This window comes from Acinetobacter sp. YH12255, assembly GCF_013417355.1.
GTDB classification, from domain to species: Bacteria; Pseudomonadota; Gammaproteobacteria; order Pseudomonadales; family Moraxellaceae; genus Acinetobacter; species Acinetobacter pseudolwoffii.
On the sequence record NZ_VPEC01000001.1, the window covers coordinates 30,761 to 54,096 of the forward strand.

At 43.1% G+C, this 23,336-nt stretch carries 27 protein-coding genes; 8 read left to right on the plus strand and 19 right to left on the minus strand.

All coding sequences use genetic code 11. The annotated features are described in order from the left end of the window. Positions 1 to 57 precede the first annotated feature (57 nt). The 11 genes from FTV30_RS00205 to FTV30_RS00255 form a co-directional block, all read right to left on the minus strand. A complete protein-coding gene (locus FTV30_RS00205) occupies positions 58 to 1,026 on the minus strand; it encodes a D-glycerate dehydrogenase (protein ID WP_005171555.1) in 969 nt (322 codons plus the stop codon). Positions 1,027 to 1,047: 21 nt separating this feature from the next. After that, positions 1,048 to 1,689: a hypothetical protein gene (locus tag FTV30_RS00210; protein ID WP_005096584.1), complete on the minus strand. Its 642-nt coding sequence runs from the start codon at positions 1,687 to 1,689 to the stop codon at positions 1,048 to 1,050. A gap of 205 nt (positions 1,690 to 1,894) precedes the next feature. Next, positions 1,895 to 3,784, minus strand: a complete 1,890-nt coding sequence (locus FTV30_RS00215; protein WP_180000798.1) for a M48 family metalloprotease — start codon at positions 3,782 to 3,784, stop codon at positions 1,895 to 1,897. A 90-nt stretch (positions 3,785 to 3,874) separates the two neighbouring features. Continuing rightward, positions 3,875 to 5,410 carry an amidophosphoribosyltransferase gene (gene purF / locus FTV30_RS00220; RefSeq protein WP_005096582.1) on the minus strand — a complete coding sequence of 512 codons (1,536 nt, stop codon included), beginning with the start codon at positions 5,408 to 5,410 and terminating at the stop codon, positions 3,875 to 3,877. A gap of 24 nt (positions 5,411 to 5,434) precedes the next feature. Further along, complete coding sequence (locus FTV30_RS00225) at positions 5,435 to 6,016, minus strand: CvpA family protein (RefSeq protein WP_005096581.1); 582 nt, start codon at positions 6,014 to 6,016, stop codon at positions 5,435 to 5,437. 5 nt (positions 6,017 to 6,021) lie between these two features. Then, positions 6,022 to 7,023: a quinone-dependent dihydroorotate dehydrogenase gene (locus FTV30_RS00230; protein WP_005096580.1), complete on the minus strand. Its 1,002-nt coding sequence runs from the start codon at positions 7,021 to 7,023 to the stop codon at positions 6,022 to 6,024. A 90-nt stretch (positions 7,024 to 7,113) separates the two neighbouring features. Continuing rightward, positions 7,114 to 7,593 carry a type II secretion system protein GspM gene (gspM, locus tag FTV30_RS00235; RefSeq protein WP_005096579.1) on the minus strand — a complete coding sequence of 160 codons (480 nt, stop codon included), beginning with the start codon at positions 7,591 to 7,593 and terminating at the stop codon, positions 7,114 to 7,116. Beyond that, the gene (gene gspL, locus FTV30_RS00240) at positions 7,593 to 8,732 is read right to left on the minus strand and encodes a type II secretion system protein GspL (RefSeq protein WP_180000799.1); all 1,140 of its coding nucleotides are present in this window, start codon (positions 8,730 to 8,732) and stop codon (positions 7,593 to 7,595) included. Before gspL ends, gspM begins: the two co-directional genes overlap by 1 nt. Before the next feature lie 29 nt (positions 8,733 to 8,761). Next, complete coding sequence (gene sixA, locus FTV30_RS00245; protein ID WP_005096577.1) at positions 8,762 to 9,217, minus strand: phosphohistidine phosphatase SixA; 456 nt, start codon at positions 9,215 to 9,217, stop codon at positions 8,762 to 8,764. Between the two features lie 78 nt (positions 9,218 to 9,295). After that, the gene (locus FTV30_RS00250; RefSeq protein WP_005096576.1) at positions 9,296 to 10,369 is read right to left on the minus strand and encodes an NAD(P)H-dependent glycerol-3-phosphate dehydrogenase; all 1,074 of its coding nucleotides are present in this window, start codon (positions 10,367 to 10,369) and stop codon (positions 9,296 to 9,298) included. A 33-nt stretch (positions 10,370 to 10,402) separates the two neighbouring features. Beyond that, positions 10,403 to 10,984 (minus strand): nitroreductase family protein, encoded by a 582-nt coding sequence (locus tag FTV30_RS00255; RefSeq protein ID WP_074382970.1) that lies wholly within the window; start codon positions 10,982 to 10,984, stop codon positions 10,403 to 10,405. Positions 10,985 to 11,248: 264 nt separating this feature from the next. Between FTV30_RS00255 and FTV30_RS00260 the strand changes: the two genes are divergently transcribed. After that, a complete protein-coding gene (locus FTV30_RS00260) occupies positions 11,249 to 11,626 on the plus strand; it encodes a hypothetical protein (protein ID WP_005171568.1) in 378 nt (125 codons plus the stop codon). Between the two features lie 58 nt (positions 11,627 to 11,684). On the opposite strand, the gene rhlB is transcribed toward FTV30_RS00260, so the two are convergent. Continuing rightward, a complete protein-coding gene (gene rhlB / locus FTV30_RS00265) occupies positions 11,685 to 12,836 on the minus strand; it encodes an ATP-dependent RNA helicase RhlB (protein WP_005096570.1) in 1,152 nt (383 codons plus the stop codon). Between the two features lie 101 nt (positions 12,837 to 12,937). Further along, complete coding sequence (locus tag FTV30_RS00270) at positions 12,938 to 13,153, minus strand: cold-shock protein (RefSeq protein WP_004280099.1); 216 nt, start codon at positions 13,151 to 13,153, stop codon at positions 12,938 to 12,940. Between the two features lie 385 nt (positions 13,154 to 13,538). On the opposite strand from FTV30_RS00270, the gene FTV30_RS00275 reads away from it, so the two are divergent. The 5 genes from FTV30_RS00275 (at position 13,539) to FTV30_RS00295 (ending at position 16,293) form a co-directional block, all read left to right on the plus strand. Next, complete coding sequence (locus tag FTV30_RS00275; protein ID WP_257221941.1) at positions 13,539 to 13,772, plus strand: sulfurtransferase TusA family protein; 234 nt, start codon at positions 13,539 to 13,541, stop codon at positions 13,770 to 13,772. 136 nt (positions 13,773 to 13,908) lie between these two features. Next, the gene (gene rpoH / locus FTV30_RS00280; RefSeq protein WP_005096567.1) at positions 13,909 to 14,778 is read left to right on the plus strand and encodes an RNA polymerase sigma factor RpoH; all 870 of its coding nucleotides are present in this window, start codon (positions 13,909 to 13,911) and stop codon (positions 14,776 to 14,778) included. 119 nt (positions 14,779 to 14,897) lie between these two features. Then, positions 14,898 to 15,263: a DUF423 domain-containing protein gene (locus FTV30_RS00285; protein WP_005096565.1), complete on the plus strand. Its 366-nt coding sequence runs from the start codon at positions 14,898 to 14,900 to the stop codon at positions 15,261 to 15,263. Positions 15,264 to 15,298: 35 nt separating this feature from the next. Then, on the plus strand, positions 15,299 to 15,496 hold the full coding sequence (thiS, locus tag FTV30_RS00290; protein WP_004280105.1) for a sulfur carrier protein ThiS: 198 nt from the start codon (positions 15,299 to 15,301) through the stop codon (positions 15,494 to 15,496). Between the two features lie 14 nt (positions 15,497 to 15,510). After that, complete coding sequence (locus tag FTV30_RS00295) at positions 15,511 to 16,293, plus strand: thiazole synthase (protein ID WP_005096562.1); 783 nt, start codon at positions 15,511 to 15,513, stop codon at positions 16,291 to 16,293. Positions 16,294 to 16,357: 64 nt separating this feature from the next. Here the strand turns inward: FTV30_RS00295 and FTV30_RS00300 are convergent, their stop codons facing one another. The 3 genes from FTV30_RS00300 to FTV30_RS00310 form a co-directional block, all read right to left on the minus strand. Then, positions 16,358 to 16,990, minus strand: coding sequence for a YiiX/YebB-like N1pC/P60 family cysteine hydrolase (locus tag FTV30_RS00300; protein ID WP_100329790.1), 633 nt, complete (start codon positions 16,988 to 16,990; stop codon positions 16,358 to 16,360). Then, positions 16,962 to 17,372 (minus strand): DUF4878 domain-containing protein, encoded by a 411-nt coding sequence (locus FTV30_RS00305; RefSeq protein ID WP_100329791.1) that lies wholly within the window; start codon positions 17,370 to 17,372, stop codon positions 16,962 to 16,964. Before FTV30_RS00305 ends, FTV30_RS00300 begins: the two co-directional genes overlap by 29 nt. Positions 17,373 to 17,444: 72 nt before the next feature. Further along, entirely contained in the window at positions 17,445 to 18,056 is a 612-nt protein-coding gene (locus FTV30_RS00310) for a glutathione binding-like protein (protein ID WP_180000801.1), read from the minus strand. Between the two features lie 215 nt (positions 18,057 to 18,271). Here FTV30_RS00310 and FTV30_RS00315 point away from each other — a divergent pair, with 215 nt between their 5' ends. Both FTV30_RS00315 and trmB read left to right on the plus strand, forming a co-directional pair. Beyond that, entirely contained in the window at positions 18,272 to 19,717 is a 1,446-nt protein-coding gene (locus FTV30_RS00315) for a SulP family inorganic anion transporter (protein ID WP_180000802.1), read from the plus strand. Positions 19,718 to 19,868: 151 nt separating this feature from the next. Further along, positions 19,869 to 20,585, plus strand: coding sequence for a tRNA (guanosine(46)-N7)-methyltransferase TrmB (gene trmB, locus FTV30_RS00320; RefSeq protein ID WP_100355085.1), 717 nt, complete (start codon positions 19,869 to 19,871; stop codon positions 20,583 to 20,585). Between the two features lie 92 nt (positions 20,586 to 20,677). Here the strand turns inward: trmB and FTV30_RS00325 are convergent, their stop codons facing one another. The 3 genes from FTV30_RS00325 to FTV30_RS00335 all read right to left on the minus strand — a co-directional run bounded on the left by FTV30_RS00325 (position 20,678) and on the right by FTV30_RS00335 (position 23,069). Further along, complete coding sequence (locus FTV30_RS00325) at positions 20,678 to 21,454, minus strand: Rossmann-like and DUF2520 domain-containing protein (RefSeq protein WP_159138064.1); 777 nt, start codon at positions 21,452 to 21,454, stop codon at positions 20,678 to 20,680. 82 nt (positions 21,455 to 21,536) lie between these two features. Further along, positions 21,537 to 22,334 (minus strand): thioesterase family protein, encoded by a 798-nt coding sequence (locus tag FTV30_RS00330; RefSeq protein WP_005096553.1) that lies wholly within the window; start codon positions 22,332 to 22,334, stop codon positions 21,537 to 21,539. A gap of 63 nt (positions 22,335 to 22,397) precedes the next feature. Further along, positions 22,398 to 23,069: a class I SAM-dependent methyltransferase gene (locus tag FTV30_RS00335; protein WP_180000803.1), complete on the minus strand. Its 672-nt coding sequence runs from the start codon at positions 23,067 to 23,069 to the stop codon at positions 22,398 to 22,400. Positions 23,070 to 23,336: the final 267 nt, after the last annotated feature.

Below are 23,336 nucleotides of genomic sequence, written 5' to 3' on the forward strand. Positions count from 1 at the left end.
CTGCCTTGAATATAGCATTGAAAAATGGGCCTATACGCAAGAAAATGTTATTTAATATTATTGAAACTCAGGATTAACCACATAGCGTGGCACTCGCCCTTCTAAAGCATCCACCAGATTCTGATAGGCCAATTCGGCCATTTTTTTACGGGTGGCAGCCGTCGCAGAACCCACGTGTGGCAATGTAACCACATTGTCCAACTGAAATAATTCAGATTCTTTTAAAGGCTCTTTCTGATAGACATCGAGACCGGCAGCAAAAATTTGCTTGGCTTTTAAAGCGTCAATTAAAGCCTGCTCATCAATGACTGAGCCACGTGAAATATTCACCAATACCGCATGTGGTTGCATTTTTGCCAACTCAGCCGCTGTAATCAGCGCTTTGGAATCAGCATTTAAGTCAACCGCAATAACGACAAAGTCGGAACGCTGTAATAGTTCATCTAAGTCAGAATACTGTGCATTCAGGCCTTGGGCCAATTCTGGTTTTTCACGGCGGTTATGGTACAAAATATTCATATTGAAACCATAAAAACCACGACGTGCAACTGCAGCTCCAATATGACCCAGACCGATAATACCTAAAGTTTTTCCAAAAATATCCAGACCAAATTGTGCTTCACCAACAGTACGCTGCCATTGTCCTTGTTTGGTCCAGTGATCCAGATAGGCCACTTTACGTGCCGCAGACATCAGCAATGTAAAAGCCAGATCTGCCGTGGTTTCAGTCAGTACATGCGGGGTATGGCTGAGATAGATATTTTTTTCATTTAAATAATCAAGTTCATAGTTGTCATAACCGACACTGACACTGGAAATGACTTTAAGCCGGGTGGCAGTCGCCAGATTGTTACGATTCAGTAATCGACCTGCTCCAATCATGCCATCGGCATCCTGAACCTGCTGCAAAAGCTGCTGGTTCACATCGCCTAACTTGGGTTGTATATAGGCGACATCATAAGTTTGTTCAAGTTTATTTTGAATATCAGCATCGATCTGACTAAATACAACCACTTTTTGTTTCATATTTTTTATTCCAAACTCATATTATTTCAAGCTGGCAGACCTATTTTGCATAAACTGCCATAAACGTTTTTTCAAAATTGGCTGATCCAGCATTTCCTGTAAAGAAGCCAACTGGATTATTTTACTATTTGAAATATAAGGTACAGTTCCCAAGAAAATAATATTTTTCTCGGCACTCATCCCATCGAGAAAACCCTGAATATAAGAGTCCACACCGCGCCCATCCTGAACATTGGCCCAAGGAAATGGCCAGTTCAGCTCACAAAACTCGCTGACCACTGCACGCTGGATATTCGTCCATAAATTCTGGGTTTCTTCAGTCATTGCAGTCGCGTCAATCACAATACTGCAATAGGCCAGACTTAAAATCTGCAAACTAAATGGCGGAATTTGTATGATTTCACGCTGTTCCTGAACCAGTACTGGCGTGGGCACTGATACCACGGGCATGACTTCAGCTTCGGGTTGAATAACCGGCTCAGGAATTGATAGATCTGTAAATACCTCGGGCTGCTTGGACTGAGGCAAGACAATGTCACTGTGAAATTCTGGTGCGGCCTGATCACGCCAGATCGAGACCTGATGTGGCTGACATGCGCTGTCCCTAGGAATCCAGAGATCAATTCCTAATGTTGCCAGTATGTCACGCTGATGCCCTATCATCTTTTCATCATCACCAATTTCAGGCTGAACATTTTAGCCGGATTGCCTCTACTTTGCCGAACTTTTTCCGCTTTTCTTTTTTATCCTGATGGATTCTAATACAAAGTCGATCTGCCTGCTAAAAACTGTACTTTTAATATGCAATTAAATCACTGCCTCTGTTATAACAGATGCAGTTTCAAACTGTGAATTGTTATCTTCTTTTTTACATAATGGTTAAACTGTTTTTCTTCAACATTTGTTGAATAATCTGCTCTGCCTCAAAACCCAAGCGCCAATAAAGCAGTTCCATCACATCCAGTTCGTCCTGAGTCACAATACGGTCGCTCCACAAACAGGCTTCTGCGATCCCCAAAATCCCGAGACGTTCACGCAGTAAAAGCCCCGAAATATCATTCAGAATTTCCGCCAGATCAATCGGCTCATCAGAAATTTCATTGTATAAGTCCAATTCTCGAGCCGACAAAATCCGGTTTAAAATGCGTTCGCGAACCTCAAGCTGGTTTCCGCTATTAATCTGCTGCACATGCAACAAGGCATCAATCAGACGCACAATCTGAGGCTTAACTTCATCCAAAGCTGTTGGAATATGTGCGGGCAATAGATTCAGCTCATATTTGACACATTCCAGCAATAAGGCATCAAGCAAGCCAATTTCACCATCTTCCTGAATAATTCGTGCCAGTTTCATCAAAAACTGACGTGCAACTGTGGTGGGCATCCCGCCAATATTCTTGCAGGCTTGCTGGAAAATCGAAATATGCACCCGCCCATCCAGATTCAGCAGTGAATCTACAATGGCGCGGCTCACTTCAGCCTCAGTCGGAATAAATTCACGATATTGACGAATCATCAAGATGGCAACCATGACTTCACGCGAGCCGGTCGCCGTCTGCAATGCACGTTCAAGCAACTCCGGACGCGGCATACTCAGCCGCAGCTCTGGATTCAGTGGCTTGATCGCATCTTTAATTGCAAAGCTGATTGGAGATAGACGCAACAACGGCAGAGGCTGTGGCGAACTCCAGCTCATCGCAGTCTCGGGCACCACTTCTTCCAGAGAACGAAATAAACTGAATAAAGGCTGATTCTTGAGTTTCTTCAAGTTCTCGAGCTGCAAATCCTGAATCAGGGCAGGATTTAATTCATAGATGCGCTGATTGATGTTCGGGTGAATGTTCAACCAGTTTTGCGGACTCAAGGAATTGGCAAAACACATATGGGAAATGGATTCGGCATATTCACTATAGATTTGCGAACCGGAATGATGCACATGAATTCTGAGTAAAGTCTGGATATTGGCATCATTTTGAATCAGGCGGCGAGTTTTCTGGTCATTCTTAAAAGTGCGTCCACCCAGTGAAATATATTTAATAAAGCGTGTGATCAATACCCCTAAACTGCCAATCAGCCAGATTACTGCGCCAATTGCGACATAAAAGGTTTCAAACTTATTTTCACGTCGAATGCCAGTTCGATAGAAACCAGATTTGGCAATTTTGCTGCCCCACTGGCTAAAGGTGGTTAAACTGCTATACAAAATTTTTAAGCGGGTATTTTCAGCAGTTTCACCCGACAGAATTTTATTAAATTCGTGACTGAGTAAACCATACAGCTCGACTTTATCCAGAGTTTGTACCGCACCCCAGGTCAGAATAATCGCGGTATCTCGCGGGCTAAATCCCGCCGTCAGTGCATTAACTCCAACTTCATCGGGCAGTACATACACCGCCGGAGGTTCAATTAAAAAGGTATCGGCCAGCTGCTGGGTAATTTGCAGTGCCGCACTTTCCTCAGGAATACTTTCCATCGGACTGAGACGGCGCGCTCCCATCTGTTTTGCCAGCGAATAACCGCCATTCCGGAAAAGATAAAATTCATAGATGACCGAGATCAGCATCACACATAACAGCAACGCAATCAGATAAGGACTGAGCATATGCCAGAAAATAGACTGGGTAGAATCAACATAAAAAACGAATAGACCAACAACGGTATTGATAATAAAAATAGTTAACAGCACAGCAATCAAGCAGAAGCTTACAGGCAATACGATATTCTTGTTTTTTATAAAATCATATCCTACGTTGCGCAATGTAGAACCCTAGTTAAGATTATTTTCAATGGGTTCATCATAAAACAAAAAAGCGGGAAATTCCCGCTTTTTCATGATGATTTTAAGCGCTTAGACTTCACGTACGCCAGTTAAATCCACAGAAGCTGCATCGATATTCACATCGATGTAATTCCCTTCTTTCATGGCACTGTCACTACGTTTTTGCTGTAGATCATCCAGATACTGCGCATCAATACCACCCGCGACATAAACGCCGTCAAATACCGAACAGTCAAAATCTTTCAGATCTGGCACTTTGGTGGTTCGAACTGCATCTTTTAAATCTTCCAGATCCTGGAACACCAAACGGTCTGCACCAATAATTTCACGAATTTCTTCAACGCTACGATCTGAGGCAATTAGCTCTGATTTTGCCGGCATATCGATACCGTACACGTTTGGATATTTCACCATCGGTGCTGCGGAAGCAAAGAAGACTTTTTTCGCACCAGAATCACGTGCCATCTGGATAATTTCATTACAGGTCGTACCACGCACAATCGAGTCATCGACCAATAGTACGTTTTTACCCTTAAATTCAAGCTCAACCGGGTTCAGTTTTTGACGTACCGATTTTTTACGTAGTTGCTGACCTGGCATAATAAAAGTACGACCGATATAACGGTTTTTCATGAAACCTTCACGGAATTTCACACCCAGCATATTGGCAAGTTCCAATGCAGAAGTACGTGAAGTATCCGGAATCGGAATCACCACATCGATATCATGCTCTTCACCCCACTCGCGCAGAATTTTTTGCGCCAGCTTCTCACCCATTTTCAGACGTGCTTTATACACCGAGATTCCATCAATAATGGCATCCGGACGGGCAAAATACACATATTCAAAAATACATGGACGATATTCAGGATTGCTCGCACATTGCTTGGTAAAGAAATTACCTTGTAAATCGATAAATACCGCTTCACCTGGCTGAATATCACGCTCAACTTTGAAGCCCAGCGCAGTAATCGCAACCGATTCAGAAGCTATGATATATTCCATGCCCTGTTCAGTTTCACGTGAACCGTAAATCAGTGGACGGATACCATTCGGATCACGGAAGCCCACCAGACCTTGTCCGGTAATCATTGCTACCACACCATAAGCGCCTTTACAACGCTCATGCACACGTGTTACCGCGTGGAAAATATCTTCCGAAGTCGGCACCAATTTGCCATGTTTTTGCAATTCATGCGCCAACACATTTAGCAGTACTTCTGAATCAGAATCCGTGTTCATATGACGCAAGTCAGTTTTGAACAGATCATCATGAATTTCTTCGGCATTGGTCAGGTTACCGTTATGCGCCAAGGTAATTCCATACGGCGAGTTCACATAAAATGGCTGTGCTTCTGCACTGCTCGATGAACCGGCTGTTGGATAACGCACGTGGCCAATACCGTAATTTCCTTTCAAGGCACGCATATGACGGGTATGGAATACGTCACGCACCATCCCATTGTCTTTGCGCAGGAACAGACGCCCTTCATCACATGTCACGATCCCAGCTGCATCTTGTCCACGATGTTGTAACATCGTTAATGCATCAAACAACATTTGGTTAACGGGTGATTTACCAGCTATACCAACTACTCCACACATAGCAACCTCGCAGACAAGCTAGGATTAATAAAAAGGATTATTTGTAGACTCATCTGCAGCTCCAGATTTGGACGATGTTTCAGATGATACAGCTGAAGGTTTCGATGTCCCTTCAGGCTTGATATGTTGTAGTGCGCCATTCGCGGCGTCTTTCGACATTTGAGTCGCCCAAGGCGCATAAGGCAATAAGGCTTGAATAAACTTGGACTGTTTCCAGTGCGGTGAGCTTTCTACCCATGGGCCAATGCCTTGCATAGTAATCAGTACAATCAGCAAGCCTTTCAGGCTACCAAAGACACCACCTGCCAGACGGTTAAGCGGACCCAGTTTAAGACTCTTTAAAATACGGTTTAAAAGCGCAGTGACGATCCAGGTCAGAACCACAATTAACAGGACGATAAAGGCGAAGGCTGCTATCTTTTGTACGACTGGATCTGTACTCAGAGCAACCATAGACGGCGCAAGTAGCGTTGAATATTTTGCCGCAACAATCAGGGCAAAGATCCATCCCACTAAGTTCGCAAAGGCTTTAATAAATCCTTGACGCAAACCGTTGAGCCCTCCAATGAGCAAGATAATCAGCAGAAAGATATCAATGGCATTCATAGGATTTAAAGTGCGTCTACACAATCTTTTACAAGTTCAGGTCCAGTATAGATGAGGCCACTATAAACTTGTACAAGGCTGGCACCTGCCTGTTTCTTGGCAACAGCATCTGCGCCTGAAAGAATACCACCCACACCAATCAAGGGAATTTGTCCTTTTAACACCTGAGCAAATGCAGCCAGACATGCGGTACTTTTCTCAAAGACTGGCGCGCCAGATAGACCACCTGCCTCCTCTGCATGCGCCAGACCTTCCACCCCTTCACGTGACAGTGTGGTATTGGTCACGATCAGACCATCAATCTTGAATTGCAGTAACTGCTTGGCAATAAAGGCAATATCGGTTTCGTCCAGATCAGGCGCTACTTTAAGGACCAAAGGTACATAATGCTGGTATTCCTGCGCCAATTCAAGCTGACGGTTTTTCAATGTTTCAAGCAGTTCGGTCAGTGCATCACCACTTTGTAAACTGCGCAGATTTTTGGTATTGGGAGAAGAAATATTGACGGTAATGTAAGACGCATAATTATAGACTTTTTCTAAACAGATAAGGTAATCATCTACTGCTTTTTCTACCGGAGTATCAGCGTTTTTACCGATATTGATGCCGAGAATGCCTTTAAATTTGGCAGCTTTGACATTTTCCACCAGCTGATCTACACCCTCATTATTAAAACCCATACGGTTAATAATGGCTTTGGCCTGTGGCAAACGGAATAACCGCGGATGGGGATTGCCGGCTTGCGGTCGCGGGGTAATGGTGCCAATTTCAATAAAACCAAAACCTTGACCAGCAAGGGCGTCAATATAAGCACCATTTTTGTCTAAACCTGCCGCAAGACCTACTGGATTGGGAAATTCGATTCCCATACAAGTCACAGGTTTCGCAGCAACATTTTGACGCATCAAGCCCATTTTATGGGATGATTTCAATAGTGATAGTGTCAGCTCATGTGCACGCTCTGGTGCTAAAGAAAACAACAAAGGGCGGGCTAGAGAATACAACATATCTAGAAAAGTCTACTGCTTTTTAAGTCGGCATATTATAGGCATAGGCTGACAAAAAAACCATGCTTTGCAAATCTTTATTTTTACCGTTTATTGCACGGTCGCGGTTAATTTAATCTGTCCTGCTTCATTATTTAGTTCCATTTTCTCAACACTTAGACCCATTTGTGCCAGTTGAGTCAGGAAGTTTGCCAATACTGCATAATTTTCATGCATGACTGCCAATTGAATTTTCCCATCTATTTGCTGCGATGCAACCGAAAGACCTTGTTGCTGTGCCACCCGCTGTACTTTCTCTGCGGCATCCAGCTGCATGTCTCCAGCAGGTTTCATGGTGACTGCATTACTTTGCATCCAGACAATGGTATCTTTCAGCTGATTTAAACGTTTCTGCTGGGTGTCTGCTGCCTGATGCATATACCAGAGTGCTGAACTGACCGCAGCCACAACTACAAAAATAGTGGTAAAAATCACCAATACCCGTTCACGTGCCGAGAGACTGTCCAGATAATCCCTCAGTTTTTCAAAAGACTGATCCATGCGATTTTGTAGCGCTTCGATGGCTTTCATTATTGCACCCTCACCAGCCCAATGGCACCTGTTCCGCTGGCCTGAATATTCCCCAGCTCCACTTTAAAGCCTTGCTGACTCAATTGCTTGGTCAATGCATTTAGCGTATCTGATGAATTGGCCTTGAGCTCCATACTCAACACAGACGCATCATAATTGATCCGTTGTGCCACAATCTGGTTCTGCATCAAGACTGGCCCAATCCGACTAATCAGCTGTAATGCCTGTGTATCAGCGATCTGGCTTTGACGTAACTGCCCTTCAAACTGGCTTTTGATATTCTGCTCAGTGACCGGATAATTTTGCCCAAACCAGTACTTGAACTGATCAACGGCCTGTGCAGCGGTCTGATTTGCCACTTTTTTATATTGATACCAGCGCACCGCATCATAACTAAACTGCAAGACCAGTATGCCCAGAAATACAGCTGCACATGCTTTCCAGTAACCGGAAATGGCACCTTCAGATTTGGCTTTGGGCAATACATTAAACGCATGCTGTTTAGGTTTTTTCAATACAGGAAGGACATACTGAAAAGATTCTAACTGCTCCTGTGTGACCAATGCTTCTAGGCTACTTAACTGATCCTGATTCAGACTACTGACTTTATAATGCAAATCTTTGGGCTGATAATCCAGATACAGACTCAGATCATCCAATGACTGGCCGATATATTCTGCCTCTCGTACCAACAAGCGCCCACCAATTTGGGTAATCACCCGCTGATTGGCTTCAGGAACCGGCAGCACCAAAAAGTCTGGCAGCAAAGCCGCCAGCTTGACGGGAATCAGGTTGAGAGAATACTGCAAGGTCTCGAGGGTAGAATTCGCAATCCCCATAATACTGACCTGATCAGGCTGCTGAAAATGATGCAGCACTTTCATGGCATCGACGGGCAGCACCACATATTCTTCAAGCAGATACTTGATGCCCTCATTGCCCATTTTTTTATATTGGCTCTTGGGCAAAGTCTGCTGCAAAATTTGCACATGACGGCTCGGGAAAAACACTACTGCTTCTTCGCCATGATGAGCCTGAATCTCCTGAATCAACTGCTCAAGTGTGGCCGCAGTGTTCCAGAATTCCCCAGTTGACCATTGCCAAACCCCATTGGCCTCAGGCATCCATAAATACAACATCGATTGTGTACTACCGTTTTAATTGGTTTTTATAATGTAGGAATAAAACTTTTAACTGTTGTCGACAAACCCGCGGCAATGACTGGCTGCGCATAGATACGTGCTTCTGCCAATGCATAGGGATGAAAAGACTCCGCCAGCAAAATAGAAGAAATGTGTGCCACCACATTCATATGACACACCACGGCAATCGATTCATAAGGCAGTTGCGACAACCATTCAACCGCGACCTTGGCATCATCATCGGGTTTAATCGCATTACAGATCACCACGGGTACATCTTGAAAATACTGCTGCAGATGAGCCAGGGTCTCTTGTGCACGCAATAAGGGACTGACCACAAACACTTCAGGTTTAATCATATTTTTTAAGAACTGTGCAGTTTGCTCAGCCTGCTGATGACCACGCTCCGTCAATGGACGCTTGCTATCATTGCCATTGACTGGTGGAGCAGCCTCACCATGTCGCACTAAAGTCAGTTGCATTGGATTTCCTTATTTTCTTTTGCCTGCATGATAACTGGCCAATATGACAATTCACATACAGTCTCTTTGGGTTATAGATCAGACTTGATGATGTGGCAAGACAAATTCCACATCACTGCGATGACCATTTTTCATCAATGACAAGGCAATATTAAGTGGTGGTGCACCTTCAAAAATCACATCATACAAAGCAGAAGTAATTGGCATATAGACATCCAGTTCTTCGGAACGCGCCTTGACCTGTACGATGGTATTGATCCCTTCTGCAGTTTGACCCAGTTCAGTAGTAGCCTGCTCCAAAGTCTTGCCTTTGCCTAAGGCAAAACCAACCTGATAATTACGACTCAGCGGACTGCTACAAGTCGCAAATAAATCACCCACACCGGAAAGCCCGAGGAAAGTCAGCGGATTCGCGCCCAATTTTACCGCAAAACGGCTCATTTCGGCCAGTGCACGGGTCAGGATCATACTCTTGGTATTTTCACCCACGTTATACGCGGCTGCCATCCCCATCGCGACGGCATAGATATTTTTCAAGGCACCACCGAGTTCTACACCATGTACATCATCACTGGCAAAAACACGGAACAAGGCACTATGTAAGGCTTGCTGTACGGCATAACGTACCAGCTCAGATTCGCTGGCAATCACGGTTCCTGCCGGCTGACCTGCCACAATTTCCTTGGCGAGATTCGGCCCGGACAACACTCCATAAGGCACTTCTGGCAATACTTCCCGAATAATATCACTCATGAAGCTAAAAGTTTTGGCTTCAATCCCTTTGGTGAGTGAAATCACGGCTTGTGAGGTGATAAAAGGCTTGATTTGTTGCAGGACATCCCGAAAAGAATGACTTGGAATCGCGACTAAAATAATATCACGATCACGCACAGCCAGTTCCAGATCCGACACAGCCAGTAAGTTTTCTTCCAGCTGGAAATCTGGCAAATAACGTTTATTGATATGCGTGGCATTGATATCTGCCGCAACAGCTTCATCACGAATCCAGATCATGGTATTACAACCATTACGCACTGCGGTATTGGCCATTGCGGTACCAAAACTGCCCCCACCCAACACCGTGACTCTTAAAGCGGTCTTATGATCGACTGCAACCGGCTCGACCAGTGCTGAAAAATTTAATTCTGACATGTTATTTTTTAATACCCTGTTATACCGTGCAAATTAACCGTTCTGATTCCAATAACTTACAAAATTACTGGTCTGAATCTCTGCGCGTGCTGGAATTGCTTTTGCTGCAGTGCCAATATAAATAATACCCGAGACCAGATCGTCTTTTGAAATTCCTAATGCCTGCTTAAACAGGCCAGATTCGACTACAGCACCACTGCGCCACATGGTCGAGAAACCCTGAACCTGGAGTGATAACAGAAAATTCTGTATGGCGGCACCTGAACTGAGAATCTGTTCAAAATGTGGAACTTTAGGATGATCTTGCAAACGCGTTAAAGCCAGCACCAATAGTGGCGCACGGAATGGATGATTCTTGACCCGTTCAATCTGTGCCGTTTCAGTTTCACCCAGATCGACCAGTGCCTGAGACAACAGCTCCCCAAATGCTTCACGCTGTGCATCAGGTATCACCACAAAGGTGGTGGGTTTCAACCGATGATGATCCGGTGCTGTCAATGCCGCCTGAAAAGCCAGCTCCAGCTGTTCTGCATTCGGTGCCGGTGCCAGCAAATGTCCTATTGATTGACGTTGGTGAATATTTTGATGAACGATGTCGACCACGGATTCCGTCATTGCTTTGTAGATCTATACTTAAAAACTGTTTTCAAGATTAGCATATTCCCGCTGTAATACTCTATAAACTTCACCGCGACTTAGCCGCAAAAATCACTCAAGAACATTACAATATTTTTATTTTAATCAATGAAATGCTTAGCTGAATTACTTTTTTAGCATAGAGTCACACTAAAAATTTCCAAACTTATACAACAGCTCCAAACTCTGTGCGCTTTACTATGCTCAAATAAGCTTAATTCTGTTTTCACCCGAGATTTTATCATGAAAAAAACAATTGCGATCAGCGGATTAGCAGCTTCAGCTCTACTTTTAACTGCCTGTGCTTCCAACCCAACCTCACTGGCAATTCAGAAAGAAAATAATCAGTTTGAGGTCACCGGATTAGGTAAAAATCAATTAACTGCCAAAAATAATGCCATTAATGCTGCCAGCAAAACCTGTGGTTCGAAAGCTACTGCGATTATTATCGATGAAAAGACGGGTTATAACGGGGCATTAAAAGGTGTCGTTGATGATCAGACTGGACAGATGATTCAGGCAGCAGCGACTGTTTTAGGTAATATCGCAGGCACCAATACCGGTTTAAACCAGAATGATGACTATCAAACCATTTTGACTTTCCGTTGTCAGGCCAAATAAGTCCAGATCACATGGTCATAAAAAAACCGCTCTTCAAGAGCGGTTTTTTTAATCTGGATTAGCAATAACCTTCCAGACGGGTCAAAGGCAATTTCTGTCCAATCGCCTTCTCAATTTCTGGTAGATAGAACGCATCATCTTCGGCAAGGAAACTAATACTCACACCACGTGTTCCCGCACGGCCAGTACGTCCAATACGATGTACATAATCATCTGACTGTTCAGGTAAAGTGAAGTTCACCACATGTGAAACACCATCCACATGAATACCACGACCCGCAACATCTGTTGCAATCATAATGTTGTGCTTACCATTTTTGAACTGGTCTAGCATTTTTAGACGCTTGTCTTGAGCAATCTCACCAGACAGCATGACCACCTTATAACCATCACGTTTTAAATGATCATAAAGCTTACGCACCTGATCACGACGGTTGGCGAAAATCATCACCTTTTCAATCGGCTCATCACGCAAGATTTCTTGCAACAGTTTATATTTATCGGCCTTAGCCACCATATACACCCGTTGCTCGACATCGGCATTGGTTTTCTTTTCCGGTTCAATTTCAACTGTGACCGGTTCAAATAACCATTGCTGTGCCAAATTTAGTACATCATAGCTAAATGTTGCAGAGAACATTAAAGTCTGACGTTGCTCCTTACGCGGCGAAAAACGCACAATGCGTTTCACTGAAGGAATAAAGCCCATATCGAGTAGACGATCCGCTTCATCAATGACCAGAAATTCAATCTGATCCAGCCAGACTTCTTTTTGCTCGACAAAATCGATCAAACGACCGGGTGTCGCGACCATAATATCGACAGGTGCTTTATTTAGTTGATTCTTTTGCTTGTCAAAATCTACACCACCCAGCAAAGTCACGACATTGAGACCGGCATATTTGGCCAGATCCTGTGCATCGCTTTCAATTTGCAGTGCCAGTTCACGGGTCGGTGCCAAAATCAGGGCGCGCGGTTCACCACGATAACGCTGTTCCTGAATCGGATTATTTAATAGATCATTCATGATACTAATTAAAAAGGCCGCAGTTTTACCGGTACCTGTCTGTGCACGGCCAATGGCATCATGTCCTGCCAGCGTGAATTTTAAAACCTTCTGCTGGATAGGCGTCATGGTGGTAAAGCCTAAAGCATCAATCGCTTTTTTTAGATTGGGATGTAAATTTAAGGTTTCAAAACCAGATGACATAAAGCGGTGCTCTACTTGGGTAATCACTAAGATGGGGATAGTATAAACAAAAAACGCCCCAAGTTATATTGGAGCGTTTTCTTTTTAGCTTAATCCGAAGATTAGTCTAATGGTTGAACTTCTTCAGCTTGAAAGCCTTTTTGGCCTTTAACAACACTGAATTCAACGCGTTGACCATCACGAAGTGAACGGTGGCCGTCACCTTGGATAGCACGGAAATGAACAAATACGTCATCACCGCCGTTACGTTGAATAAAGCCGAAGCCTTTAGTATCGTTAAACCACTTAACTACGCCTTGTTCGCGAGCAGCTGTCATAAGTTAATCCTCATTGAAACTAAAAGAAGGACCACCCGGTGTTGCAAACAGCAGAGCAAACAAGTTTGAAAATATTATTTTTAAGCTTGTAATCATTCTGTAAAACTATCAACAAAATCCCGGTTACATCCATTTATGTAATAGGGTGAAAAACAATCACTTTGTTTATTCAAAGTCCCAAATACGCAACGAGCTTAACATGGGTTTATCACAATTAATAGATTTTTTTTAGCATGTTCTGTTTGATTTAGTTATTTTTTTCATGAAAATTGTCAAAAGACTTTATATCTTCTTTTAGATCCTGATTTTTATTAAAGCAGTTTGGTTCTATACGCTTCTTTGTTACTATTTATTGTCATTTTTTTGCTATATGAATGAAACCCTAATGTCGCAAAATCCAGAGCAGTATTGTCTTATCGATGCCATGGGAAAACCCTGCCCGATGCCGCTATTAATGTTAAAACGGGCACTAAAGGCCGGTAATCAGAAAACTTTCTTGCTCAAATCCTCTGATCCACATAGTCAGACGGATGTCAGCCGTTATTGCCAGATTCATCAACTCAAGCTTGAATCAAAAAAAGTTTCTGATTCAGAATTTCACTACTTGATTGAATCTTAAAAATTTTCAATTAAACTGTTTATCTTAGTTTCGTATACTTTTTTACATTTCTCTACCCAAATATCCATTATTTGCGGAGAGATTGGATTAAGATAAAACCTATGTTTAGGGTTATCCCGCATTTCAAGGAGAACACATGAGTGACAGCCGCAATCAGTTGATGCCCCTGTCATTATCGGCGCCAGGGGTCAACCTCGGTGCTTATATCAGCACTGTCAATCAGATTCCGATTTTAACGGCCGAACAAGAAAAAGAGTTGGCTGAACGCTATTACTATGACCAAGATTTAGATGCAGCAAAAATGCTGGTCATGTCACATTTGCGTTTTGTGGTGCATATTGCACGCAGTTATGCAGGTTATGGTCTGCCACAAGGCGACCTGATTCAGGAAGGCAACCTGGGTCTGATGAAAGCTGTAAAACGTTTTGACCCGAATATGGGCGTACGTTTGGTGTCATTTGCTGTGCACTGGATTAAGGCGGAAATTCATGAATATGTGATCCGTAACTGGCGTATTGTTAAAATCGCCACCACCAAAGCGCAACGTAAACTGTTTTTTAATCTGCGTAGCCTGAAAAAATCATCGAAAAAATTGACCCTCGCAGAAGCTCAGTCGATTGCCAATGATTTAAATGTCACACCAGAACAAGTTCTGGAGATGGAAGGCCGCTTGACGGCATATGATGCTGCTTTTGATGCTTCCGGCGATGACGATGATGAAGGTTCAACTTATGTTGCACCGGCTTTATATCTGGAAGATAACCGTTATGATCCGGCCCGTCTGATTGAAAATGAGGATTATGAGGAACAAAGTACCTCTGCCCTGCACGAAGCCATGGATCAGCTCGATGATCGTTCACGTAATATCTTGCAGCGTCGCTGGCTAGACGATGAGAAATCAACCCTGCATGAGCTGGCCGCCGAATATAACGTTTCCGCGGAACGTATTCGTCAGCTGGAAAAAAATGCCATGGAAAAAATTAAAGTGGCAATGTCCTCCAATTAATACCAAATTCTGTTATTGATTTAATCTGAAAAAGCCTTCATCAAAGAAGGCTTTTTTATGTCCGAATTTTGAATTTATGCTAAGGTTGAGCGCAAACTTTATCAGGAAGATCAATTCAAATGTGGATTGCGATTTCAGCACTCAACTTGGCGCTTGCAGTGATGCTCGGTGCCTTTGGTGCACATGGTTTAAAAGCGCGCGCGACTGAAGCCCAGCTCGGCTGGTGGCAAACGGCAACGGATTATTTTTTCTATCATGCCTTAGGTTTGCTTATTCTGGCCTTGCTCGCGAAAGTCATTCCGACACTCCCGATTCAATGGAGTTTTTGGCTAATTCAGGTCGGTATTTTATTATTTTCTGGTTCACTGTATATCATGGCCTTGGGTTTACCACGTGGATTAGGCGCAATTACGCCAATTGGTGGTGCTTTAATGATTGCAGGATGGTTAATTCTGGCTTGGAATGCTTTAAAATACGCCAGATAAGTCTGAAAATCACTTAATCATGGAGGGTAGCTAGAATGATGATTTATATCAATGGCGAACAACAGGAAACTCACTGCAAGAATCTGCTGGAACTGATTCAGAGTATGGCGCTTGAGGGTAAGCGTTTTGCAGTTGAAGTCAATGAAATGATTATTCCTAAAAGCAGATTAGGCGATACGCCGATTTGCGATACAGACAAAATAGAAATTATTCACGCGGTCGGTGGCGGCTAATACTCGGGACGATTATGCAAGATTTATTACAGATTGGTTCACGCCAATTCCAGTCTCGCCTTTTGGTAGGCACAGGCAAATATAAAGATTTAAATGAAACTCAGCAAGCCATTGAAACCAGTGGCGCAGAGATTGTTACTGTCGCGATTCGTCGGGTCAATATTGGACAGCATCCAGATCAGCCGAATCTGCTGTCAGTCATTCCTCCGGAAAAATATACCATTTTGCCGAATACCGCAGGTTGTTTCGATGCCAATAGTGCCGTTCGCACCTGTATGCTGGCACGCGAACTCCTTGATGGCCATAATCTGGTCAAGCTTGAAGTTTTAGGCGATGAAAAGACCTTATATCCGAATGTGACTGAAACCTTGAAAGCTGCACGTACCTTGATTGACGATGGCTTTGAGATCATGGTCTATACTTCGGATGATCCAATCGTGGCGCAAGAACTGGAAAGCATGGGCTGTGTGGCAATTATGCCTTTGGGCAGCCTGATTGGTTCGGGCTTGGGAATTCTCAATCCACATACCCTGTCGATTATTAAAGAAAATGCCAAAGTGCCTGTACTGGTCGATGCCGGTGTTGGTACTGCAAGTGATGCCGCAATTGCGATGGAACTGGGCTGTGATGGTGTACTGATGAATACGGCGATTGCGGCTGCACAGAATCCGGTACTCATGGCCTCAGCCATGAAAAAAGCAGTCGAAGCTGGCCGTGAAGCTTTTCTGGCCGGCCGTATGCCACGCAAACGTATGGCCAATGCCAGCTCGCCGGAAACTGGTTATTTCTTTAAATAAATCTCATCGTAGTCAAAGGATTGTATGATTCTTTGACTATCATTTAGCTTTTACTCATCCTAAATTATCTATTTTTATAAATCAGCTCGACGGATTCAAGCTTTAATAAAGCATCAGGAAAAAGCAGCTCCCCCTGCAAGCCTGGCAATTCAATCTTGCTCCAGACCAGTTTATTACGTAAAGACAATGGAAGTTTCTCTGCAATAATCGTAGTGCAATAACGATGCGTCTCACCTCTTGATCCTAAAATAAATTGCTCTCCTACCTGCCTTGTTACGGCCCTAGCAATATCTTTTCTTTTATATGGCTCTAAACTGCTTTCTCTATAAACTGCCCACTTTTTTGCTCGTTTTGAGTCAATAAAATCACTGATATCTGATTGAATCACTTGATTTACATGTGAGGGATCATCATCTGTGGTCGCATGCACCACCAAAATATTCGGTTGAGTTTCTGCAATCACGCCAATATGTGAGTATTCACTCCCACTCAGTTTTTTGATTAAAAAACTTTCGTAACCCACCCCTTCCCGAACAATCCAATCACCCACTTGAAATGCGTGCTCGGGCATATAAATCTGTTTATCTTGCTTTATAGTATCTTGAGGGGGAAACCCAATAAAAAGGCAGATTAGAATAACTAATCTGCCCAAAATCAAACTAAACCGATTATAAATCAACTTTCCATTTATCTTCATTTTTGATAAGTTTTACTCGATCTGTTACAGAATTAGAGCCTTCATTTTTAAAGCTGACTCCGATAGTCACCCGTCCTTTTCCATTTGCTTCATCGATATTTTTGTCTACCACACTAATTTCTTTGACTCCGCCTTTACGTTCAGCTTGCTCTTTAGCCTTTGCCGCGCCAGCTTTTATTTTGCCTTGAATCATTTCTTCAGAACCTGCTTGGGCTTTAACATTTTCAGGTATATAAATATAAGAGAGCATTTTTTCTGAATCGCCTTTATAGGCTGCTGTAACATATTCTTGAGCTACATTTTCTGGATTTTTAACACTACTACATGCAACCAGCATTCCCGTTAAACCGAAACTTAATACTAAATTCAGTATTCTCTTCATCTTATTTATTCCAATAGCAATTATTAAATGAAAGTCAAAAAAAAAGCATAATAATTATGCTTTTTTTAAATTTTATGGAATTAGACCTTCATCTCGCATTGCAATCTGTACAGACTGACGCTCTGCGACTTTATTGCGGATATGAATAATATTCTTATACGGACTTAAATCATGCTCAATATGATTCGACCAATTGGTCAACACAAACAGATAAGCATCGGCTGGGCCAAAGTTATCATCAACCAGATAGTCATTGTCTGATTCAGCAATCGCTTTGTCGATATAACTTAATAGACGATCGACTTCTGCATAGGCTTTTTTCTTTTCATCATCGGATAACTTGCCACTAAAGAACACCGCATAAGCATCATGCAATTCTGAATTGAGATAACCCAGCCATTCCAGAACTTTGGCACGCCCCATTCCAGATGGTGGAATCAGATCTTGTTTTGGATCGTGTTGAGCCAGAAAAGGTAAAATGGCTACGTTTTCTGTCAGGATCAGACCAGGATTAATTTCTAAGGCTGGTACATAGCCTTTAGGATTAATTTCGTAATAATCCGTACCTTTCTCTGTCTTATGTGTTTTTAAATCAACACGTTCCAAATCAAAATCAACATTAATTTCATTTAAAATAATATGAGCTGCCAGTGAGCATGCACCTGGCGAATAGTAAAGCTTCATTTCTGATCCTTGTTATACACTTCTCTATGTTTTAAATCGCTTCTGTCAAACTTTCAAGTGATCAAACCTGTAAATTGCAAAAAAGCGTAACTGCCCCTCAGGACATTTACTCATTCAATATTCAGGAAATTAACGGCTTTTTCAAGCCCATCTCTGTAGATTTTTGACCGCATCTGTTTAAGATACCCAGGTTTTCCAAATTTAGATGATATTTCGTGATTAGCCTTAAAAAAGAAGAATGGTTTTCCAATGTCCGGACTGATGTACTCGCAGGTTTGGTGGTTGGACTGGCCTTAATTCCCGAGTCAATCGCCTTCTCTGCAATTGCTGGCGTCGATCCGCAGGTCGGTCTCTATGCTTCGTTTTGTATTGCTGTGACGATTGCTTTTTTTGGCGGCCGCCCTGCCATGATCTCAGCGGCTACGGGTGCGATGGCACTGCTGATGATTACGCTGGTAAAAGACCATGGACTGCAATATCTGCTGGTAGCGACTATTCTGACCGGAATTATTCAGGTCATTGCCGGTTATTTTAAAGTGGCCAAGTTGATGCGCTTTGTTTCGCAAGCTGTGGTGTATGGATTTTTGAATGCATTGGCAATTCTGATTTTTGTCGCACAGCTTCCCGAGATGCAAAAAATGGATGGGATGGGCTATCTGTTTATTGCCATGGGTCTGGCGATTATCTATCTATTTCCTTATCTGCCTAAAATTGGTAAAGCCATTCCTTCTCCGCTAATTTGTATCATCGTGCTGAGTGGACTGGCGCTGTTCTTGGGTGCAGATATGCGAACCGTGAGTGATCTGGGGCAATTTCCGGACACCTTACCAATGTTCCTGCTGCCGGAGATTCCGCTCAATCTGGAAACCCTACAAATTGTACTACCTTATTCATTGACGCTGGCGACTGTCGGTTTGCTGGAAAGCATGATGACCACGACTGTAATTGATGAAGTCACCGGAACTGAAGGTGACCGTCATCAGGAATGTCGTGGTCAGGGTATGGCCAATATTGTCAGTGGTTTTATGGGTGGCATGGCCGGTTGTGCCATGATCGGTCAATCGATTATTAATGTGTCTTCCGGTGCACGAACCCGTTTATCGACGCTGATTGCCGGTGTATTTTTGCTGTGCCTGGTGGTGTTTCTGAAAGACTGGCTGGCTTATATTCCGATGGCGGCTTTGGTGGCGATTATGGTGATGGTCGCCTTTACCACTTTCCAGTGGGGTTCAGTCAAACAATTCAATAAACATCCGCTGGAATTTAATGTGGTTATGATTGCGGTGGTGCTGGTGGTTTTAGCCACCCATAATCTGGCACTGGGTGTATTTGTTGGCGTGCTACTTTCTGCCCTGTTCTTTATTAATAAACTGGAAAGAACCGTGCATGTATCTACCCATTTAAATTCAGCTCACTCCCGCAGCTATATTATTTCCGGACAGATTTTTTTCAGTAGTTCAGAAAAATTCTATCAGTTCTTTGACTTTAAAGAAAAGCTTGCACATGTCGAGCTGGATCTGACCCATGCACATATCTGGGATGTGACTTCAGTCAATATGCTGAATAACGTCATCCAGAAATTTAAAGCTCAAGGTATAGAGGTGACCGTGATTGGTTTAAATGAAGCCAGCAGCACCTTGATTGACCGTTTTAGTAGCTGAGGCATGATGATTAATAAAAGAGCCAAGCGAGGCTCTTTTATTGTATCTGGAAGATCTTGCCGATTTTTATGGAGAAATACCGAGAAAAGTTTGACTTGCTCGGCTCAGGACTTAAAATACCGCATTCTGAATTTTTAGATTTGCCAAAGTTATGTCGAACGATCAATTAGACCAGCAAGTCGTGGAGCTGGACAATTTAAGCGAGCACCGTGAAATCGTGACGTTTATGCGCCGCTCAATGCCGCTGAACACCTCTCAACGTACTGCGCTTGAACAATATGGTCACTTAATTTTGGAATATCCGGTGGGCGATTTACGTCAACACTTTGAACATCCGGAGCGTCCTTTAACGGTAGAAATCGGTTTTGGTATGGGTCGTTCTCTGGTGCTGATGGCCAAGGCCAATCCCGAGCGTAATTTTGTCGGGATTGAAGTTCATGTACCAGGCATTGCGCAGTGTGTCTATGAAGCAGGTATGGCCGGCGTAACCAACTTACGCGTACTGGATGCCGATGCGATTCAAGTGCTGCGTGAAATGCCGGACAATAGTATCAATACGGTTCAGCTTTACTTCCCTGATCCATGGCAGAAAAAACGTCATTTTAAACGCCGTTTTGTTTCACATGAACGTATGCCACTGGTTGAGCAAAAGCTGGAGCTGGGCGGCACCTTCCATGCTGCAACAGATTGGGAACCATATGCAGAATGGATGCTTGAAGTTTTGGAAGAACGTCCACGTCTGGAAAACCTCGCAGGTAAAGGCAACAGCTATCCTCGTCCTGACTGGCGTCCACAAACCAAGTTTGAGCGTCGCGGCATTGAAGCCGGTCACAAGATTAATGACTTTATCTTCAAGAAAATTTCTTAATCTAAGACTCACAAAAGCGCTGATTATTCAGCGCTTTTTTATAGAGAAAATTTGTCTTTGAACCCTGCTCTGTAGATAAATCATTAGCTTCTTCATTTTTGATGACGCGTGAGAATCTGCTGGCTCAACAACTGATAGACATTTTGTAAATCTGCTCGCTGCCGATTCGCCAGCATCTGCTGATGCATATTCAGGATATTTTGATCACCACGCATGGCGGGGCCAGTCTGCATTTGCCTTGGATCATTTTCGGTAGCTTTATGGGCAGTTTCTAGTATTAAGGGATACAGCAGACTGAAATCGACCTGCTCAGCATCTACAATCTGTTTGGCCATATCATAACAATAATTACTGAAATTACAGGCAAATACTGCGGCCAGATGCAAACTTAAGCGTTGTTCAGAGCTATAGTGATAGACTCTATTGCTTAGGCTATTTGCTAGATCATGCAGTTTTTCTTGATCTTCAGCATTATCCGCTTCAATAAATAAAGGCGTATTTGACCAGTCGATGTCACGCTCCAGACTAAAAGTCTGTAAAGGATAAAATACGCCTGAACGTGGGTGAACATCCTGCAAAACGTTTAAGTGGGTACTGCCAGAAGTATGTACGATCAACACATCAGGAAGATAGGCATGTACCTGCTCGATGACAGATCGAATGAATTGGTCACTGACGGCAATGATTAAAAGATCAATTTCGGAATGCAGTAATTCAGGAGCGTTGATCGCCTGAGCCTTAAATTTAGATGCCAGCTGTTCTGCCTTGGCAAAACTGCGGCTATAGATTTGTACAAGCTCATGCTGTCCATTTAAGCCTTGGGCAAGATGAAAGGCAACTCGACCTGCCCCAATAATACTAATCCGCATTTACTGATCTTCCAGAATAATTGCGCACAGCATGCCAATAAAAAAAGGACGAAGCAATTCGTCCTTTTGTGTAAATCAGATTTTAAAATTTACGTAAGGTTAAAATCTGCTCACTGCGACCAAAAGGCCCATGAAGATCATGTAAAATTCCACTGGTTAAACCAATGCCATCTTCACCATATTGCTGTAGCACTTCTAGTCCTAGCCATGTGCCTTTAGGTAAACGATGCAAATGAATCTGCAAGTCCAGATTTGGAAAGCCCCATCCCGCATTTGGATCCTGACGCGGTACCACGCCATTGGCTGTATCCACCATTCCCATCAAACGGCTAAAGTCGCTGGTCGTCTGACCTTCTACCATTTCCAGGGCATTGGATAACCAGACAATACCTTTGCCCGCACGATGATCGACATGGGCACGGGTATTAATACTTTGAATATAACCACCTGGCCAGCAGCGCATCCCTTCCCACACCGGCAGGTCTTCAGGGTGCTGAACCGGAAAATCTTCCAGACCGGCGATCGCACGGGTATCCGAAGTCATCATTTTCCAGGCACGTGCCACAATACAGGTTTTCCCGTTGGCACACATTTCTGCTTCAATAAGTTCGATGGTTTTACCCGGACGAATCATGCGCGTAGTAATGGAAAATTCACCAAAAGCAATCAGTCCAAAGATATCCAGACTCACCCGGCCAATGCGCATCTCTGCACGTGGCTGAAACTGTTCCAGTTCTGCACAAATAATGCCAGTCGCGGGCGCCATATGCTGCTCATGCGGATTCCATGCACCTTGCGCATGAATATTAGATTCATAATAAGCAGTGCTGCTGCCATCGGCATGCTGTTCGCGGTTGATGAAACGATAGTAGGCTGACATTGTTTTTACACTTCCTTGAATCTTATATTTAAATTTCTAGTTAACTGTTTCAGTTAGCTATGCTTATTTCTGTATAAAAAAACCATAATAATTCATGATTTGACAGTAAATTTTGCTATGTTTAAATCCGACTTTGGTTAAAAGCGCTGCTAAATCTTGGGCAGAGATTAAATGAAAATCCTGCTGTAATCGTTCAATCATTTTTTCGCTTTGTTGAATACTGAGTCCTGTCTGCTGTGCCATTTTTTGCAAGATTTTTAATTCAGTTTTATTTTCAGGTTGCATCAAGTCATAGGTTAACAGGATTCCATCGGTCTTAAGACTATCGGATATATCCTGAAAAAATTCAGTTTTATTTTCTGATGGAATAAAATGTGCCACCAAAATTGCTAGAGCCGCATCGAACTGATTATCTTGATTTAAGCTTTGTGTATCTGTCTGAATAAAACGAATCCGCTGCGATCCCAGGTCTAACCCAATATTTTTCTGCGCCTGTTCCAGCATAGTCGCCGATGGATCAATTGCAGTAAATATCCAGTTTGGGTGGCGTTGCAACAGATAAGATAGCTCATAGCCTGTCCCGCAACCAACGACCAATATATGGGCAATTTCGGGTAAATGAGTGGTTAGGATGGCATCAATTTGCTGATGTACCAGTTCATAGCCGGGAATCAGTTTACGGATGTGCTCATCATAATTAGCGACGACGAGTTCACTATGAAAGTTTTTTGCCATATTTTCACTTTACCTCACACCATTCAACAGACTAAAGAGCATTCGGTTTATCAGTTATTACAATATTGATAAAGATTCCATCTAAAGGTTTTAAATTTTCGACCATTATCCTAAATCTAATCACATGACAGGCGACATGAATGTCGCCATTTTGCTGAAGGGACATGGATGTCCCTTCAGCAAAATAAAGGGCTTTTGTTTATTTTGGCCCATCGAAAGTCAAAGCATGGCCTACACGTTAAAATTAAAATCTTTCTTTCTAAGTGA